Raw genomic sequence first — 15,552 nt, forward strand, 5'->3', positions numbered from 1 at the left:
AGCAAATCAAGGTTAAGCAGCTTTTTTATCTTTTCCTTCATCTTTCTTTAAAGATGAAGGAATTTGAATTTGTTTTATGACAATATCAATTGTAGTCGATTTTCCTTGTTCTTTTGAATCACTTGGCGTATTTATTTTTTCTTCATCTGGTTTCTTGTTTATCTCGTCCTCCGATTCTTGAATTTCTTTGATAGCCCCAAAAGTCTCTGATTTTAATGGGTTAAGTGCAAATTTCACTTGACCGTGCCCGCGTGAAGTGTTTCCGCCAAGTCCTTCATGCTCTTGAATTTGTTCTAATGCCCATAAAATATTTTCAATATCTTTTTTTATTGAAGATTGACTTGGCTTAAATATTTGGTATGATGTTTTTTTTTCATCAGTTGCAAATGTCATTTCTTGTATTTTGTAAATGATTTCAAAGCCGAATTCCGCCCCTGCGGGTACGCGCTCAATCGTGCGGGGTAAGGCATGTGCGGTAATACGGTCAACGGCAATTTCCATTTTTGCTTCGGTTTTTGGCAAATTGTTTTCCATAAATGATTTTCTCGTTGTATCCGTGTAAAGTGCGTCGCGCACGACCAAAACGGAGGGTACACTTTCATAAGAGGCAGAATTTCCAAACACGCGACAGACTTCTGAACTCATCGCGTCAATTGTGGATTGCGCTTTATTCTGATTATAGTTTTTATCATCATACATCTCCATCCAAATTTCATTTGTCATTGGAGAAAAGACTTTTGTAGTTTTCTTCTCTAAGAGAGAGCGCATTTTCCCTCGTAACGAACTTCCCGGAATGTAGGGTTCGTTGGTAACAGGATTTTTTATTACAGGATTATCAATTCCTCCTTTGTCAATTGAATCGGCTGTTCCGCCGATATGCAAGCCAGTAATAGCTTTAATTGTACCTGAAATTTTGATATAGCCGAGTAATTTGATTTGGCGAGTTGTATTTGTATTGGACATAATGGTCTCCTTTTTTATTTATCTTTCTTTTTGGTGTCAAATGTGCTGTGGTAGTCAAGAATCGCTTCAAAAAATTCAACGAATGTTCTTAAATCTGAAACCGTTTTAATTTTAGGCGTAGAGACGGCAAAAATTTCATAGAGTTCCTTCAGACTGTCTCGCTCAGAACTGCCTGCTATCTTTGGTAATAGGAATTTCAATTTGTGCTTATCAATAAATCCATCGTTGGCAGTTGTTGCATCAGGGTTGCTCATACGATTGGCCTGTTCAATACTTTTGACATATCTGTAAAAACGATTTAGTTGAGTAGATGTAACTTTTATCGTTTTAGCGACAGTAGCCGCATAGTTCGGCAACAAATCTGAATCATTGAGTTCGCTAAATTTTTGACAATTCTGGATTGCATTTTTCACATCATCTAACTTGGGTAATGTCCCAAATACAGCGGTGAAATCAAATGATTCATTTGACATTATTTAGTCCTCCTTAAGTATGAAAGCCAGTTAAGAGCAATGTGGAAATGAGACATCCAATTTTGTTTGGCTGGATCATTGGCATAAATGTATGTGGTTAAATCCGTGAAAAGCTTTGGATGAGTTTCAGAGTATTTTGAAATTTGAGTTTCAACTTGTTTGAGAACCCGTGCCATAGTAGGCAAGTGCATTTTTCCCGTTTCTTGATGCTTTTCGATAATTGCGAACCATTTTTCAATGGTTGAGTAACTGAATTTATTTACTTCAAATACGATTCTTCCATTTGCATTTTTGGTTTCACCACACTTGGCATAAACTTTCATCAGCTGTAGCAGAAATTGGTTTGCAAGTTGCCATTTCATTGAGAGCATATATCTTTCTTTTTTGAGTAGGCGGTTTTGGCGTTGGGCTTTGTTATCATCAAAAAATAAACCTATTCTGTTTTTATGGGGATTACTTTCGCCTTTATCTTTATCATTCTTCGCTACGCCTTCCGCCTCGCCCGATTTCTTCGCCATTTGGTAAAGTGGGAATTTTGGATGATGAAGCGTTAGTCCGCCGGAAATTCCCAGACGATTTGAAATTTGATTGGCATCGCCTCCCGTGAAGCGGTGAAAACATTTTTGAATATCAAAGGCAAGTTCAGCGGTTTCGTCCCACGCCCCAATGATAAAAAGGTCATCGCCGCCCGCGTAAATCACAGAAACATTTCGCCCGTTTGAATAATCTTTACCGAGAATGTTGGTTTGTTCAACCCCGTTGAAAGTTCCATTGCAGATTTGATTCAAATAACCTTTGAAGAAAAGATTAAGAAGCCGTGATTTTTGTGAAAGCTCTTGCGGGGTTTCGATGTCTTGAAAGTTTTTTCCAAGATTATCCACATCCATTCGTAAAGCTCCGATGAGTTCCGCACCGCAAGAACTTGCAGCTAAGCCTTCAAATGTGGCGGTATCATATTCGATTTCGTCACTTTGTTCTATTTTTCTAACATCATCGTGAATTGCTTTCAGTTCAGTGGATTTAGCATTTTCGGAAAGGTCGCCGTGCTTTCTGACATAATTTGCATAGAAAAGTGGATAACAGCCTTCTTCAAAGCCGTTGATTTTCCAGCGAGGACTTTGGGTCGACTTACCGTCTATGTAATAATAAGCTGATGAGGAATCTTTTTTCGGAAATTCAAAATAATTTTTATTTGAATCAGGTGTGACATCTGAGCGATAGATATACTTGGCTGTAATCAAATTATCCCCGATATGAAATTGATGGTAGCAACTTTCAGATGCCCAAGTATAGTCCTCAAGTGATTTTCGTTTTTCTTTTTTATTAAGCACATCCTGCATTGATATTTTTTCTGATGGCTTTACAACATCGTCAGGAAGAGCAAACATTTCTGTAGGAGGTAAGTCATCCCGCCTCGTGATTTGGCATTCCGTTTGAACGGTTGTTTGCTTCGGCATTTGCGGCGTAAAGAAACCACCCAATTGATTCAAAAACTTTCGGCGTTTTTGTTTATCCAAGTTTTCGGATTGCGCTTTTCGTGCCTCCGCAAATTTTGAAATGTCTGAAAACGGATGTGCATCAAGCGCGATAAAAAACTTGCCTGAAAATTCCTGCTTTGCCCATTTATTTAATACTTCACGGAAATTATTAACAGTATCACGATGGGATTGCATATTGGGCATGAGCAAACTGAACCCGCCGCCGCCTGAATAAATGATTTGATAACGGTTGTCGCCAACAAGTTCATAAATGATATGCTCCGTAAGCAGTTCGAGCATAAATGAGCGGGCGCGAAGCGTTTTGAGAGCGCCCTTTGAGGAAATGGTATAAACCGTGTCTTGAATGCCTGAAAAATCCGCGCTGACAAGCAGGAAGGGGTTATTTTTTTCTCCTTCTTCCTTACAGTCGTTTATGGCGGCTTCGGTTTTCAGCGCATCATACAGCGACACTGTCGGTCTTTTTTCGCTGGCGATAAACGACCCATATTGTTCAACATCTTGTAATGTGTTGATTTGGTCGTTCGGAAGCTGCGACTTTGTCGGAATGGGCTTTGGAAAGTTGATTGTTTTGAAATCAAGCTGAACGGGTTCAAAAGATGTTTCTCCTCCAAACGGATTTTTCAACGGCTTAAGTTGAGCCTTGTTCTCAAAAATTTCATTTGCTTTTTTTATCAATTCGTTCAGGTTCATTTGCACCGTCCTTTCAGCGAGCGCGCGACCTTCGGGTCGGTTGCAATGTTGAAGATAAAATCTTGAATCCCCGACATATCGCCCGATAAGACAAAAAACTCATGTATTGAGCCGTTTTGAGTATGGGAATTCTCGTTATTGAATTGGTGAAAAATCGGGAAATCCGAAATTGATGTATTGAAAGTTAGGAAATGCTGATTGCTCATCGGGGCATCACATTTAATGTTGAAACAAAGTGGTTTTTGTTGACCGTATTTTAAGTTTAAAATTTTACAATTGCAAGAAAAAAAATTCATTGTGCGTTAAAAAGATGTGAATTCTCTTCTACAATGATAACTTGCACCCTTACTATTTATCATCATTATGAAAATCAAATTCTTTACAACCGGCGGGACGATTGACAAGGTGTATTTCGATGCCAAAAGCGAATTCCAAGTCGGGCAGCCGCAAGTGGTCGAAGTGCTCGAACAAGCACATGTGGCGTTTCACTACGAAGTTGTGCCAATCCTGAAAAAAGACAGCCTCGAAATCACGCCCGGCGACCGGGAACTCATTCGCAAAACTGTGGAAGTTGACCCTTGCGAGCGCATCATCATCACCCACGGCACCGATACAATGGCCGAAACCGCGCATCTTTTGCTTGGTATTCCCAAGAAAACGATTGTGCTGACAGGCGCAATGGAACCCGCGATTTCCCGCCACAGTGATGCCGATTTTAATATTGGCACGGCGGTCGCTGCGGTTCAAGCCTTGCCAAATGGGGTGTATATCGTGATGAACGGCAGAATCTTCCACGCAGAAAATGTCCGCAAAAACCGAGCGGAGCGAAAGTTTGAAGTCATTCAATCCGGCGATGCCTTTGCCGCCTCTAAAGGATAAAATCGATGGATTTTAGTCGCCATATTTCTCCGCAAACAAAATTTTTTACCCTTCAACATCCGCTGATGTTAGAATCGGGAGAAGTTCTGCCTGCGCCAACGGTTGCCTTTCGCACTTGGGGCAAACTTTCGGCTTCCAAAGACAATGCCATACTCTTGTGCCACGGCCTCACCGGCTCAGCCGACGCCGATGATTGGTGGAAGCCGCTCATTGCTGAAAACGCGGCATTCAATCCTGTGCATGATTTTATCATTGCCACCAATGTGCTTGGAAGCTGCTACGGAACCACCGGTCCGTGTTCCTTAAACCCAAAAACGCAAAAGCGATACCAAGCCGATTTTCCCAGAATTACAATTCGTGATATGGTTGCACTTCAAGCCCGGCTTTTAGATGAATTGGGGATTAAATCGCTGAAAATGGTTGTGGGCGGTTCGCTCGGTGGAATGCAGGTTTTAGAGTGGGGCGCGATGTTTCCTAATCGCGTTCGTGCCTTGATTCCGATTGCTACTTCAGGCAGGCACTCCGCGTGGTGCATCGGTATTGGAGAAGCCGAGCGAGCCGCAATCATTCGCGATCCAAAATGGAACAATGGCTTTTATGATGAACGTCATCCGCCAACGGATGGACTTTCAACCGCGCGAATGATTGCAATGATTACCTATAGAACCTCCGAGAGCTTTACCAAACGATTTGGAAGAGAAATGCAAGATAGCGACCGGTTTAGGGTGGAAAGTTATTTGCACTATCAAGGCGAAAAGCTCAATCAGCGCTTTGATGCCAATACATACATCACCCTCACGAAGGCAATGGATACGCACGATCTCGGGCGAGGTCGAGCAAGTTACGAAGCCGCACTTGGGGCGATATCGCATCCGGCATTGGTCGTGAGCATTACTTCCGATATTCTCTATGTTCCTTCCGAGCAAGCCGAATTGGCACGCCTCATGCCCAACGCCGAACTCCGCCACCTTGAAAGCGACAACGGTCACGATGCTTTTCTCATTGATATGATTCCACTGAGTGATATGATTCGAGAATTTCGAGCGAAATACGGGATTTGATTGAGTTATAAGGGATCAGTTAAGAGTTAAGAGTTAAGAGTTAAGAGTGAAACTTCGATTGTATGTCATTCCGGCTTGTCCGGAATCCCACACGCCACTCATTAAAAGAGTCATTTCGAGCGCAGCGAGAAATCTCAGATTCTCCCCAAGTCGGAGATTTCTCACTCCGCGTTGCTCCATTCGAAATGACATGCCTTTTGGTCTGTCATTCCGGCTTGTCCGGAATCCCACACGCCACTCATTAAAAGAGTCATTTCGAGCGCAGCGAGAAATCTCAGATTCTCCACAAGCCGGAGATTTCTCACTCCGCGTTGCTCCATTCGAAATGACATGCCTTTTGGTCTGTCATTCCGGGTTGTCCGGAATCCCACACGCCACTTATTAAAAGAGTCATTTCGAGCGCAGCGAGAAATCTCAGATTCTCCACAAGCCGGAGATTTCTCACTCCGCGTTGCTCCGTTCGAAATGACTTTTCTTTATTCATTCTTTGAAAGAAAAAGAATGAGATGAAAGTGAATAAACGCATCCCTCGTTCTTTCTGTTAGCCTTCCAAATAAATAAATGAACTCATGTCTATTTTTTCACTCTTCAAAAAAAAGCTTTCGCCCAAGTGGGCCTTTAAGAAAGACGGATTTATCTGGAAAGCCCTCTTTTTAGATTCAGGCTTTATCGCGATTGAACATCGCGCGAAAAGCGAACGCAAAACCACCTTTCTTTTGCTTGATGCAGAAACAGGCAAAGCGATTTGGCAAGATTATACCCTGCTCGTTCCAAATGGTCCGAAAAAAGGGGAACCCATCGGTGAAGGTTGGTGGGTTGGCCTTGAAGCGGTAAAAGGTGAACTCATTTATCTCCATAGTTACTTCAACCCAAGTTCGCCTGAACACTTAGGAATTTGGGCAATGCAAGCACGCACGAAGGAACTCAAATGGGCGCTACCCGATTTCTCCTTTCTATGTTTTACACAAGGAAAAATGATGGCTTATCGCGAAAGCGGCGATGCTGAGGGTTTCGCCGATCGTAATTTTTTTATGATTAACCCTGAAACGGGTGAAATTGTAGAATCCCTTGGAAAGGATTCGCTGATTACCAATCGCATTCGTGAAGATGCTGAGAGCGAGGCCGAAATGCAGGGCGTTGAACTGCCTGTTCCTTGTGCGCCGGAGGCGAAGCAGTATCAAGATATTTTATCGGTACTAAAACCGTATATGAGCGATAAACCAATAACCGGAGGATTTGAACTATTGCGTTCAAGCGGAAAGCTGTTCTTTGGCTATCATGAACAGACGGAGAGAACCGTTGTCACACAAGTGGGTTTACCGGTGAAAGCACTAAATTATCGCTTGAAAGTGCTCGATGAAGCGAGCGAGAAAATTCAATTTGATGATATCATCAGTACCTTAATGAGTGGCTTTTTGGTGGATGGTTTTTTTGTTCGAAAAGGTGTGCTTTACTTTGTGCGTGAACGCGATACCGTATGCGCGTATCCTTTGGAATAATTAAAACGGACTTATAGATTAAATAAAATTCGAAACAAAGATATGAGTTTTAATGGCATTATTGAGGAAGTTCAAAAACTAAGCCTTCATGAAAAAATTGAGTTGGAGAGCCTGATTCAAAAATATATCATAGAAGAAAAAAGAAAAGAGATTCAAAGAAATTATGAATTGGCGAAGTTGGAAGAAGCGGAAGGAAAGTTGAAAAAGTATCAAGATGTCAAATCTTTTCTAAAGGGTATAAATGAAGAATGATATCAATTTGTTTTTCTTCATCTTTTCAAAGAGCCTATAAAAAACGAATAAAAGGGAATCTACTACTACAAAAAAGATTCGAGGATAAGTTAGAGATATTCAAAAAAAATCCGTTTGAAAAATCTTTTTTTACTCATAAACTGAGTGGAGATTTGAAAGATTTGATGAGTTTTTCAATTGATTATGATGTTCGTGTAGTTTTTTACTTTAATTCGCAAGGGGATGCAGTTTTTGTTGATATAGGGTCACATGATGCTGTTTATTAACGACCATTGGAATGAGTAACAAAACGGAATTATTTTTTGTATCAAAGTTTCTCAATTTCCTCGAAGAAGAGAAACAATTTTCACCTCACACCCTCGAGGCGTACAAGACTGACCTTAGTCACTTTTATCAGTTTCTTCAAAAGCATTTTGAAGTGAAAAACTCCGATGATATTAATCTCAAAGAAATAGATGCCATTACCATTCGCTTGTACTTAGGCGATTTGCTTGATACCGGCTATGAAACCAAATCAATCGGGCGGAAACTTGCCTCAGTGAAAAGTTTCTTTAAATACCTCATCACTTCCAAGGTGCTTGAATCTTCACCGGCAGCCGGAGTCTCGACCCCGAAGGTTTCTAAAAAGCTTCCATCATTTCTGAACGAATCGCAAACAGAAACACTCTTCCAACAGCTTGAAGAAGTGGGTCGTGATGGCGATTTCGAGGGCGTCCGCGACCGTGCGATACTTGAACTGCTTTACAGTTCGGGGCTTCGTTTAAGCGAGTTGGTCGGGTTAAATACCTCCGATATTGACTTGCAAACCGGACTTGTGAAAGTGTTAGGAAAAGGAAAAAAGCACCGAATTGTGCCGATTGGGAATAAAGCGATTTCAAGCCTAAAAAACTACTTTGATGTAAAAAATAAGTTCTTTAATATTTCACCATCAAAGTTCTTTGACATTACTGAATCTCACGGTGAGAGACATGATAAAGAGCCGCTATTTATGACTGAAAAAGGAAAGCGTATTTATCCCGTATTGGTGCAGCGTTTAACAGAGCGAGTGCTTTTACCAGTAACGGAAATGAAAAAAAAGAGTCCGCATGTACTTCGTCATACATTTGCCACGCACTTACTCAATAAGGGTGCTGATTTGAGAAGTGTCAGTGAGATGCTTGGGCATAGCAGCCTTTCAACGACTGAAATTTACACGCATGTAACTTTTGAGCGCTTAAAAGAAGTTTACAGCAAAGCGCATCCAAAAGCATAAAGCTTCGTCAAAAGATTAAGTACATTCATACAAAAGGAAATCCAATTATTTTTTGGTTCATAGTGCTTTCGTTAACCTTAAAACATCACTTACCGGAGAACACAGATACGATTTTGAACTTTTCCGCAAAGCAATTCTCTGCGGAGTTAAGCCAAGCAAATGCTTGGGTTTGTTTCATAATCTAAACGAAAGGGGAATGGAATGAGAAGCATTCACAACAACCGGAAACTTCAAGCGCAGTTTGAAGGGGCAGCAGCAGACCAAATGATGGGCGGCTCTGCCAAAAGAATTGAACCTGATGACATGCAGTTTCAATTTACGCTAAGGCATGCGAATTCTTCTCCACAACTTGAAGAGTATGCGTTAAATGCCGTTCAGGAATTTAAGAAGTACTTTAACGGCGTTTCCACCGTTCATGTGGTTCTTGATCATCAAAAAAATGATTATGTCAAGAACAAATTCGCTGAAATAAAAGTCACGGCAATTGGAAATTCTTTCATCTCGAAAGAATTCGCAGAAACTTACGAGAAGGCAATTGAGAGTTGTGTGGAATCGATTAAGCGTCAACTTATCAAATACAAAGAAAAGATTAGACAGATTTGAACAAGCGTTTAGTATCATCACAGCCGAATCGCGGTAACACGAGATTCGGCTTTTTTTATTTAGCTTCACAAAATTGAACCATATCAAAACCAAGTATGATAGATTTTGAAAAGAAACCCTTAACTCGTGGCGAACTTTCAGTTGCAGATTTGTATGAGCACCTCACGGGGCGTTTGAATGTGGATGTTCAGCGGCTAAATGATGTGCCAATGAAGCGAATGATTAAAGAACGCGACATACACCGCCCCGGCTTGGCTTTGGCAGGATTCACAAATCTCTTTACACATTGGCGCGTTCAAATTTTTGGAAATACCGAAGTTCAGTTTATTGAACATTTGCCTTTAGAAGCAAGGCAAATGGCCTTTTCAAATATCTTCCACTACGAAATGCCGTGCATTTTTATTACGGATGGCAATAAGGTAGAACCAAAGCTTATTGAGATGGCAACCGATAAAAGCGTTCCCATTTTTTTAACAACCCTTACAACAACGAAACTCATTTATCTCATCAGTGATTTTTTAGATGATCAATTTTCACCTTATCAAAGCTATCACGGCTCGATGATGGATGTTTATGGAATTGGAATTTTATTTGTTGGTCGAAGCGGAATCGGTAAATCAGAAATAGCCCTTGACCTCATCGAGCGAGGACATCGATTAGTTTCGGATGATCGAGTGATGATTACTCGGAAGGGGGAATCGGTTTTAATGGCCGCCGGTGAGGCAGGATTCAAACACTTTATGGAGATTCGAGGATTAGGCATTATTGATGTTCGAGCAATGTTTGGCGTCAGGGCAATTCGTTACCAAAAAAGGGTTGAAGTGGTTGTAGAATTAATGGAATGGGACTCACAAAAATCTTATGAGCGATTAGGGCTTGATACAAAAACGGTGGATATTCTGGGCGTCGCGGTTCCACATGTTTTACTGCCAATTTATCCCGGAAAAAATATCACCGTAATCGCAGAAGTGGTTGCTCTTAATTATTTGCTCAAGCATTATGGTTATGATTCTGCTAAAGCATTTGAAAAGAACCTTTCTGAAATGATCGCCCGAAAGACAATGAAACCAAAAAAGCGCTCTCAAGATGAACCCGCAATTCGATATTTTGAGCACGACTTTGAATAATATTTTTTTGCTACGATGGTTAAGTTACTCACATCAGGGTTTTGCCATTTTAAAATAAACTCACCAAATCAAAATGAACCGTATCGTTAAATCAATTTCGATTGCCTGCATTGGGATTATATTTCTTTCTGTTGGTTGCAAAAAAAATGAAGGAATCTCGCGATCAAAAACCCTTGTGACCTCGATTCTTGCAGATGCCAATTTTCTCAACCCCGTGATAGCAAGTTCATTTGAAACGGCATTGATTCTCGAACAACTTTATCCGACATTGCTCATTACCGATTTTGATACAGCGAAAGGCGTATTAGAATTTCGTGTTGATGAAGGTTCGCTCGCGGAGTCGTTTTCAATAGCTGAAGATTCCAAATCAATCACCTACAAACTTCGCCCAACAGCCAAATGGAATGATGGCACGCCGATTACACCCGCAGATTTTCGCTTCTCCTATGAACTCTATGGCGATACCGCCGTTAAGAGCCTCAGGCAGCAGTATCTTTCCGATTTTGTTCGAAAAGAATCCGGTGAAATTGATATTGAAAAAGCGATTGAAATTACAGATTCAAAGACCGTTACCTTTCATTTTGCAAAACCACTCCCCAAAAATTTACTTTTCTTCCGAAGCAACTTGCCGCCAATCCCAAAACACGTTTGGGAAAATGTTGAACGAAGCACAATGCGCCAGAGCCCGTTCAATCAAAATCCGGTGACAGCACGATGGTACAAATTGGAGAAGTGGAGTCGAAATTCAGAACTTTCTCTTGTTCCTGACAAAGCCAATACGAATGGACCTGCAGGCACATTAGATCGCGTTGTTTATCGTGTGATTCCCGATTACACCGCAAGGCTTACGCAGATTCAAACCGGCGATTTGGATATTGTTGAAACCGTTAAGCCGGAGGATATAAAGCCGCTTCTTGAAAAAAATCCTAACATTGAAATAAAAGTAGTTCCACCACGTGCAATTGACCATATCACTTATCCGGCAATAGATTTAGAGGCGTATCAAAAAGGGAAACTCGTGCCTCATCCGATATTTGGAAGTAAGAAAGTTCGTCAAGCGTTTACACTTGCCATCAATCGGCAATCTATCATTGAAGGCTATCTTGGATCGTATGGAATGATTGCCAATTCTGACATCTCTCCCATTTTTAAGTGGGCATACAACAAAAATATTGTTCCGCATCCTTATGACCCAAAAGAAGCCGCGAGACTCTTAGATGAAGAAGGGTGGAAAATTGGAAACGATGGAATCCGAGAGAAAAAAGGAGTCAAAATGAGAATTAAACTTTACTTAAACTCAGGAAACGCCCGTAGAGCTTATGCAAGTAATATCGTGCAAGCAAATTGGAAGGATATCGGAGTTGCGTGTGAACTTGTAGAAGTCGAAAGTAACACCTTCTTTTCGGAGATTACAAATAGAAAGTACAACCACCCTGTATTCGCAGGAACTGCAGTAGGGTTAGAAATTGATCCAAAAGATAATTGGAGTAGTGACTTCAAAAAAGCTCGGTTTAATTGGGCGGGTTATCAAATCCCAAGACTTGATACTTTAATGCAGTTGGCGAGCAGCGAACCAAATCTTGAGCAAGCAGCAAAGTATTGGATGGAATTTCAAGTAATATTGCACGATGAGCAGCCACGAACCTTTATGTATTGGGTTTTACAAACACATGCATTTTCAAAGAACATCCAGAATTCAGAGGTTTCTGTGACAACCACTTACGAAAAAATGTATCGCTGGAAAATGAATGCAGGAGGAAATCTCAGCACCGCAAGTTTTTTTACTGTTGAATAAACAATGTTCGGTTACATTATAAGAAGATTTTTGATAGCTGTTCCACTCATTTTTGGTGTTCTCACAGTCACATTTTTCATCATTCGTCTTGCGCCCGGCGATCCCGCTGCATTTTTTATTCAACCCGGCATCAGCCCTAAAGTCGCGGAGCAAATGAGGGAACAGTACGGTCTCAATGACCCGCTCCCCATTCAATATGCGAAATGGCTTGGCAATGTTATACAAGGCGATTTCGGGAAGAGCTTTAGCCGGCAACAGCCCGTTTTTGATATTATTTCCGAAGCCGTACCCGTAACCCTTTCATTTGCGGTCATCGCGATTGTTCTGCAATTTCTTATTGGCATTTGTATTGGTGTTGTATCGGCTGTCCGCCAAGGAAGCAAACTCGATAAATCACTAACAATTTCAGCACTATTTATTTATTCAATGCCGGAGTTTTGGCTTTCATTAATGCTGATCATTTTTTTCTCATTAAAATTGGGTTGGCTTCCAGCCTCAAATCTTAATAGTGTTGGGGCAGAAGGATTTTCTGATTGGGATTATTTTCTCGATAGATTAAAACACATGATTCTACCTGTATTTGTATTGAGTTTAAGCAGCGCGGCAGGAATAGCACGTTATGTTCGTGGGAGTATGCTTGAAGTTATACGACAAGATTACATTCGAACAGCTAAGGCGAAGGGGCTTTCGGAGCGCGCAATTATCCTTAAACATGCTTTGCGAAATGCACTTCTTCCAGTCATTACTATTTTAGGAAACTCACTCCCATTTCTTTTAAGCGGTGCACTCTTCGTTGAAGTCATATTTGCCATTCCGGGTATGGGCAGAATTACGGTTGATGCAATATTCGCTCGTGATTATCCACTCATCATTGCCAATACTTTTATTTCAGCAAGCTTGATTGTACTAGGAAATTTAGTTGCAGATGTGCTTTATGCAGTTGTCGATCCGAGAATAAAACTAAGTTGACTTTTAGGAGAGATAAGAGCTAATCGAAATCACATTTGCGAAAACCCCCGCCGCTGTTACCTCTGCACCAGCTCCCGGCCCTTTAATTACGAGAGGTCTCTCCTTGTAGCGTAAGGTTGTGTATGAAATAATATTGTCACTTCCTGAAAGCAAATAAAAAGGATGCGACATATCAACGGATTGTAAAGAAACACTGGCTCTTCCATTTTCGAAGGCGGCGATAAATCGTAGCTTCTCACCCTTCTTTTCCGAATCAGAAACCATCAATTCGAACTCACCATCAAGTTTTTCAAGCTCCTTGAAAAAAGAATCGACAGATTCAGCATCAAAACATTCTTTTGGTAGAAATGGATTCACCGATACATCACTCAGTTCAAGCGGCGCTCCCGCCACGCGAGAAAGAATGAGGATTTTACGCGCGACATCCGTACCACTTAAATCATCCCTTGGGTCAGGCTCAGTATAACCTTGCTCTTTGGCAAGCTTAACCACTTCACTAAACTTCATCCCGGGCTTAAATGTATTAAAGATAAAGGAGAGTGAACCCGAAAGTACGGCTTCGATTTTGATAATCTGATCGCCGCTCGCAAGCAAATCATTTAAGGTGTTGATCACCGGTAAACCTGCACCAACGTTGGTTTCATACAAAAACTTCACGTCGTTTTTTATTGCATTAAGATGCATTTCACGAAATGCAGAAAAGCTTCCGGAATTTGCCCGCTTATTCGGAGTCACAACAGAAATTGAGGATGAGAGAACATCATTGTAAACCGAAGCAACCGTATCATTTGATGTGCAATCAATAAAAATGCTGTTGGGCATATTGAGCCGCTTCATTTCATCAATAAACCCACTGAGGCTCATTGGTATATTGCTTTTCTCCAATTCCGATTTCCAATTTTCAAGACGGATTCCGTTCTTTTCAAATATCATTTTTTTACTTCTTGCAAGCCCGACAACGCGGAGCTCCAAAGCTTGATTTTCCCTCAGAATCGTGGTGTGTGCTTGAAGTTGTTTAAGAAAGGTTCCGCCAATGAGTCCTGTTCCAATCATAAAGAGATTCACAACCTTTTTATTCGAGAGAAAGAAGACTTCATGCAAAACATTTAGCGCCTTGGATTCGTCAACTTTTCGAATCACAATTGAAATATTGCGTTCGGCAGAGCCTTGCGCAATTGCAATGATATTGATCCCGTTTTTGCCAAGCGTTTGAAATAGCCACCCGGAAATCCCTGTTCGGCTTCTCATGTTTTCTCCAACAGCAGCCACAATGCATAAGTCATTTTCTAAAGTTACCTCTTCGATAACGCCATTTTGGATTTCGGATTTAAACGCTTCAGTAACGGCCAGTTTTGCCTTATTGGCTTCGCTTGGAGAAATTGCCACGCAAATCGAGTGTTCCGAAGAAGCTTGAGAAATAAGAATGACATTAATCCCAGCCTCAGAGAGAGCTGTAAACATCCTTCGCGCTGTTCCAACAACTCTTACCAAACCGGTGCCTTGAAGCCTCAGCAACGAAACGCCATCAAGTGAGGAAATCCCGCACACCGGACTTTCAGGGTTAGAAGGTTTTGTTGAAATGACGGTGCCTTCAAAAGAAGGGTTAAAAGTGTTGCAAATTCGAATTGGAATTTTCTTAAGCATCGCAGGTTGAACTGTCGGTGGATACAATACTTTTGCTCCAGAATTCGACATTTCCAATGCTTCTTCATAGCTCATGAAAGGAATAGGAAAGGCAGTGCTCACTTTTCGCGGGTCGGCCGTCATAAACCCGTCAACATCGGTCCAAATCTGAATTTCATCTGAATTAAGCGCGGCGCCAAAAATAGAAGCAGTGTAATCAGAGCCACCACGACCTAAGGTTGTTGAATGGCCACTTTCGGTTGATCCAATAAAGCCTGTGATAATTGGGAAAAGCGGCTCTTCGGGGTGAAGCATTTTTTCCTTTAATGGTGCTATAAGTATAGTTGTTGCTTCAAAATCAACTTGTGCCGAGCCATATTGATTATTGGTGCGAATGAATTTTCTTGCATCTAAAAATTCGGGGCAATAGTAATCAGGTAAAATACCGGGTTCTTGAAATGCTTCACTAATGATATAAGCAGAAAGTCTCTCGCCGAAACCTGCAATAAAATCCATTGTTTTGGGAGAAAGATCGCGAAGTAAAAATGTACCGTGCAAAACATCTTCCAATTCATTCATCATCACCTTGACACCGGCTAATACGCCACTTTGCCGGCGAACATCGATCAAACTTCTCACTGCTTCGAAATGCCTTGTTTCGAGGTCAGAGAGCAGCTTTTTATACTCGGCTTTTCCTGAAGAAGACAAATTACCAAGCGTAAAGAGTGAATCAGTGACACCCGAAAAAGCAGAAACCACAATTCCAAGTCCTTTGTGTTTGCGCGCAATGTCTCCAGAAATTTTTGTTATTGCTTTAATGCGATCAGGCGTTCCTACTGAAGTCCCGCCAAATTTTAATATGAGCAT

At 41.3% G+C, this 15,552-nt stretch carries 18 protein-coding genes; 10 read left to right on the top strand and 8 right to left on the bottom strand.

Features of this window, described 5'->3' with window-relative positions:
* Window positions 1–12: 12 nt before the first annotated feature.
* The 4 genes from csm3 to SFU91_11560 are packed head-to-tail and all read right to left on the bottom strand — an operon-like array spanning window position 13 to window position 3,831.
* Window positions 13–963 (bottom strand): type III-A CRISPR-associated RAMP protein Csm3, encoded by a 951-nt coding sequence (gene csm3, locus SFU91_11545; GenBank protein ID MDX2129656.1) that lies wholly within the window; start codon window positions 961–963, stop codon window positions 13–15.
* A 14-nt stretch (window positions 964–977) separates the two neighbouring features.
* Entirely contained in the window at window positions 978–1,436 is a 459-nt protein-coding gene (csm2, locus tag SFU91_11550; protein ID MDX2129657.1) for a type III-A CRISPR-associated protein Csm2, read from the bottom strand.
* The gene (cas10, locus tag SFU91_11555; protein MDX2129658.1) at window positions 1,436–3,625 is read right to left on the bottom strand and encodes a type III-A CRISPR-associated protein Cas10/Csm1; all 2,190 of its coding nucleotides are present in this window, start codon (window positions 3,623–3,625) and stop codon (window positions 1,436–1,438) included. The genes csm2 and cas10 overlap by 1 nt, the downstream gene beginning before the upstream one ends.
* On the bottom strand, window positions 3,622–3,831 hold the full coding sequence (locus tag SFU91_11560) for a hypothetical protein (GenBank protein ID MDX2129659.1): 210 nt from the start codon (window positions 3,829–3,831) through the stop codon (window positions 3,622–3,624). Before SFU91_11560 ends, cas10 begins: the two co-directional genes overlap by 4 nt.
* A gap of 157 nt (window positions 3,832–3,988) precedes the next feature.
* On the opposite strand from SFU91_11560, the gene SFU91_11565 reads away from it, so the two are divergent.
* Both SFU91_11565 and metX read left to right on the top strand, forming a co-directional pair.
* A complete protein-coding gene (locus SFU91_11565) occupies window positions 3,989–4,504 on the top strand; it encodes an asparaginase domain-containing protein (protein ID MDX2129660.1) in 516 nt (171 codons plus the stop codon).
* Window positions 4,505–4,509: 5 nt separating this feature from the next.
* Window positions 4,510–5,565 (top strand): homoserine O-acetyltransferase, encoded by a 1,056-nt coding sequence (metX, locus tag SFU91_11570; GenBank protein MDX2129661.1) that lies wholly within the window; start codon window positions 4,510–4,512, stop codon window positions 5,563–5,565.
* A gap of 33 nt (window positions 5,566–5,598) precedes the next feature.
* Here the strand turns inward: metX and SFU91_11575 are convergent, their stop codons facing one another.
* Genes SFU91_11575 through SFU91_11585 form a run of 3 tightly spaced genes read right to left on the bottom strand, consistent with a single transcriptional unit; the run spans window position 5,599 to window position 6,049 of the window.
* A complete protein-coding gene (locus SFU91_11575; protein MDX2129662.1) occupies window positions 5,599–5,730 on the bottom strand; it encodes a hypothetical protein in 132 nt (43 codons plus the stop codon).
* Complete coding sequence (locus SFU91_11580; GenBank protein MDX2129663.1) at window positions 5,727–5,870, bottom strand: hypothetical protein; 144 nt, start codon at window positions 5,868–5,870, stop codon at window positions 5,727–5,729. Before SFU91_11580 ends, SFU91_11575 begins: the two co-directional genes overlap by 4 nt.
* The gene (locus SFU91_11585) at window positions 5,867–6,049 is read right to left on the bottom strand and encodes a hypothetical protein (GenBank protein MDX2129664.1); all 183 of its coding nucleotides are present in this window, start codon (window positions 6,047–6,049) and stop codon (window positions 5,867–5,869) included. The genes SFU91_11580 and SFU91_11585 overlap by 4 nt, the downstream gene beginning before the upstream one ends.
* A gap of 85 nt (window positions 6,050–6,134) precedes the next feature.
* On the opposite strand from SFU91_11585, the gene SFU91_11590 reads away from it, so the two are divergent.
* From SFU91_11590 to SFU91_11625, 8 genes are all read left to right on the top strand, one after another.
* On the top strand, window positions 6,135–7,064 hold the full coding sequence (locus SFU91_11590; GenBank protein ID MDX2129665.1) for a DUF4905 domain-containing protein: 930 nt from the start codon (window positions 6,135–6,137) through the stop codon (window positions 7,062–7,064).
* Between the two features lie 42 nt (window positions 7,065–7,106).
* Window positions 7,107–7,316 carry a hypothetical protein gene (locus SFU91_11595; GenBank protein ID MDX2129666.1) on the top strand — a complete coding sequence of 70 codons (210 nt, stop codon included), beginning with the start codon at window positions 7,107–7,109 and terminating at the stop codon, window positions 7,314–7,316.
* On the top strand, window positions 7,313–7,582 hold the full coding sequence (locus tag SFU91_11600) for a type II toxin-antitoxin system YafQ family toxin (GenBank protein ID MDX2129667.1): 270 nt from the start codon (window positions 7,313–7,315) through the stop codon (window positions 7,580–7,582). Before SFU91_11595 ends, SFU91_11600 begins: the two co-directional genes overlap by 4 nt.
* Window positions 7,583–7,593: 11 nt before the next feature.
* Window positions 7,594–8,568, top strand: coding sequence for a tyrosine recombinase XerC (locus tag SFU91_11605; GenBank protein ID MDX2129668.1), 975 nt, complete (start codon window positions 7,594–7,596; stop codon window positions 8,566–8,568).
* A 201-nt stretch (window positions 8,569–8,769) separates the two neighbouring features.
* Window positions 8,770–9,171: an HPF/RaiA family ribosome-associated protein gene (locus SFU91_11610; protein MDX2129669.1), complete on the top strand. Its 402-nt coding sequence runs from the start codon at window positions 8,770–8,772 to the stop codon at window positions 9,169–9,171.
* A gap of 95 nt (window positions 9,172–9,266) precedes the next feature.
* Entirely contained in the window at window positions 9,267–10,298 is a 1,032-nt protein-coding gene (gene hprK, locus SFU91_11615; protein MDX2129670.1) for an HPr(Ser) kinase/phosphatase, read from the top strand.
* Between the two features lie 73 nt (window positions 10,299–10,371).
* Window positions 10,372–12,093, top strand: coding sequence for an ABC transporter substrate-binding protein (locus tag SFU91_11620; GenBank protein MDX2129671.1), 1,722 nt, complete (start codon window positions 10,372–10,374; stop codon window positions 12,091–12,093).
* A 3-nt stretch (window positions 12,094–12,096) separates the two neighbouring features.
* Complete coding sequence (locus tag SFU91_11625) at window positions 12,097–13,062, top strand: ABC transporter permease (GenBank protein MDX2129672.1); 966 nt, start codon at window positions 12,097–12,099, stop codon at window positions 13,060–13,062.
* Between the two features lie 3 nt (window positions 13,063–13,065).
* On the opposite strand, the gene thrA is transcribed toward SFU91_11625, so the two are convergent.
* Window positions 13,066–15,552 (bottom strand): bifunctional aspartate kinase/homoserine dehydrogenase I, encoded by a 2,487-nt coding sequence (gene thrA / locus SFU91_11630; GenBank protein ID MDX2129673.1) that lies wholly within the window; start codon window positions 15,550–15,552, stop codon window positions 13,066–13,068.

This window comes from Chloroherpetonaceae bacterium (genome assembly GCA_033763895.1).
Taxonomy (GTDB): domain Bacteria; phylum Bacteroidota; class Chlorobiia; order Chlorobiales; family Thermochlorobacteraceae; genus JANRJQ01.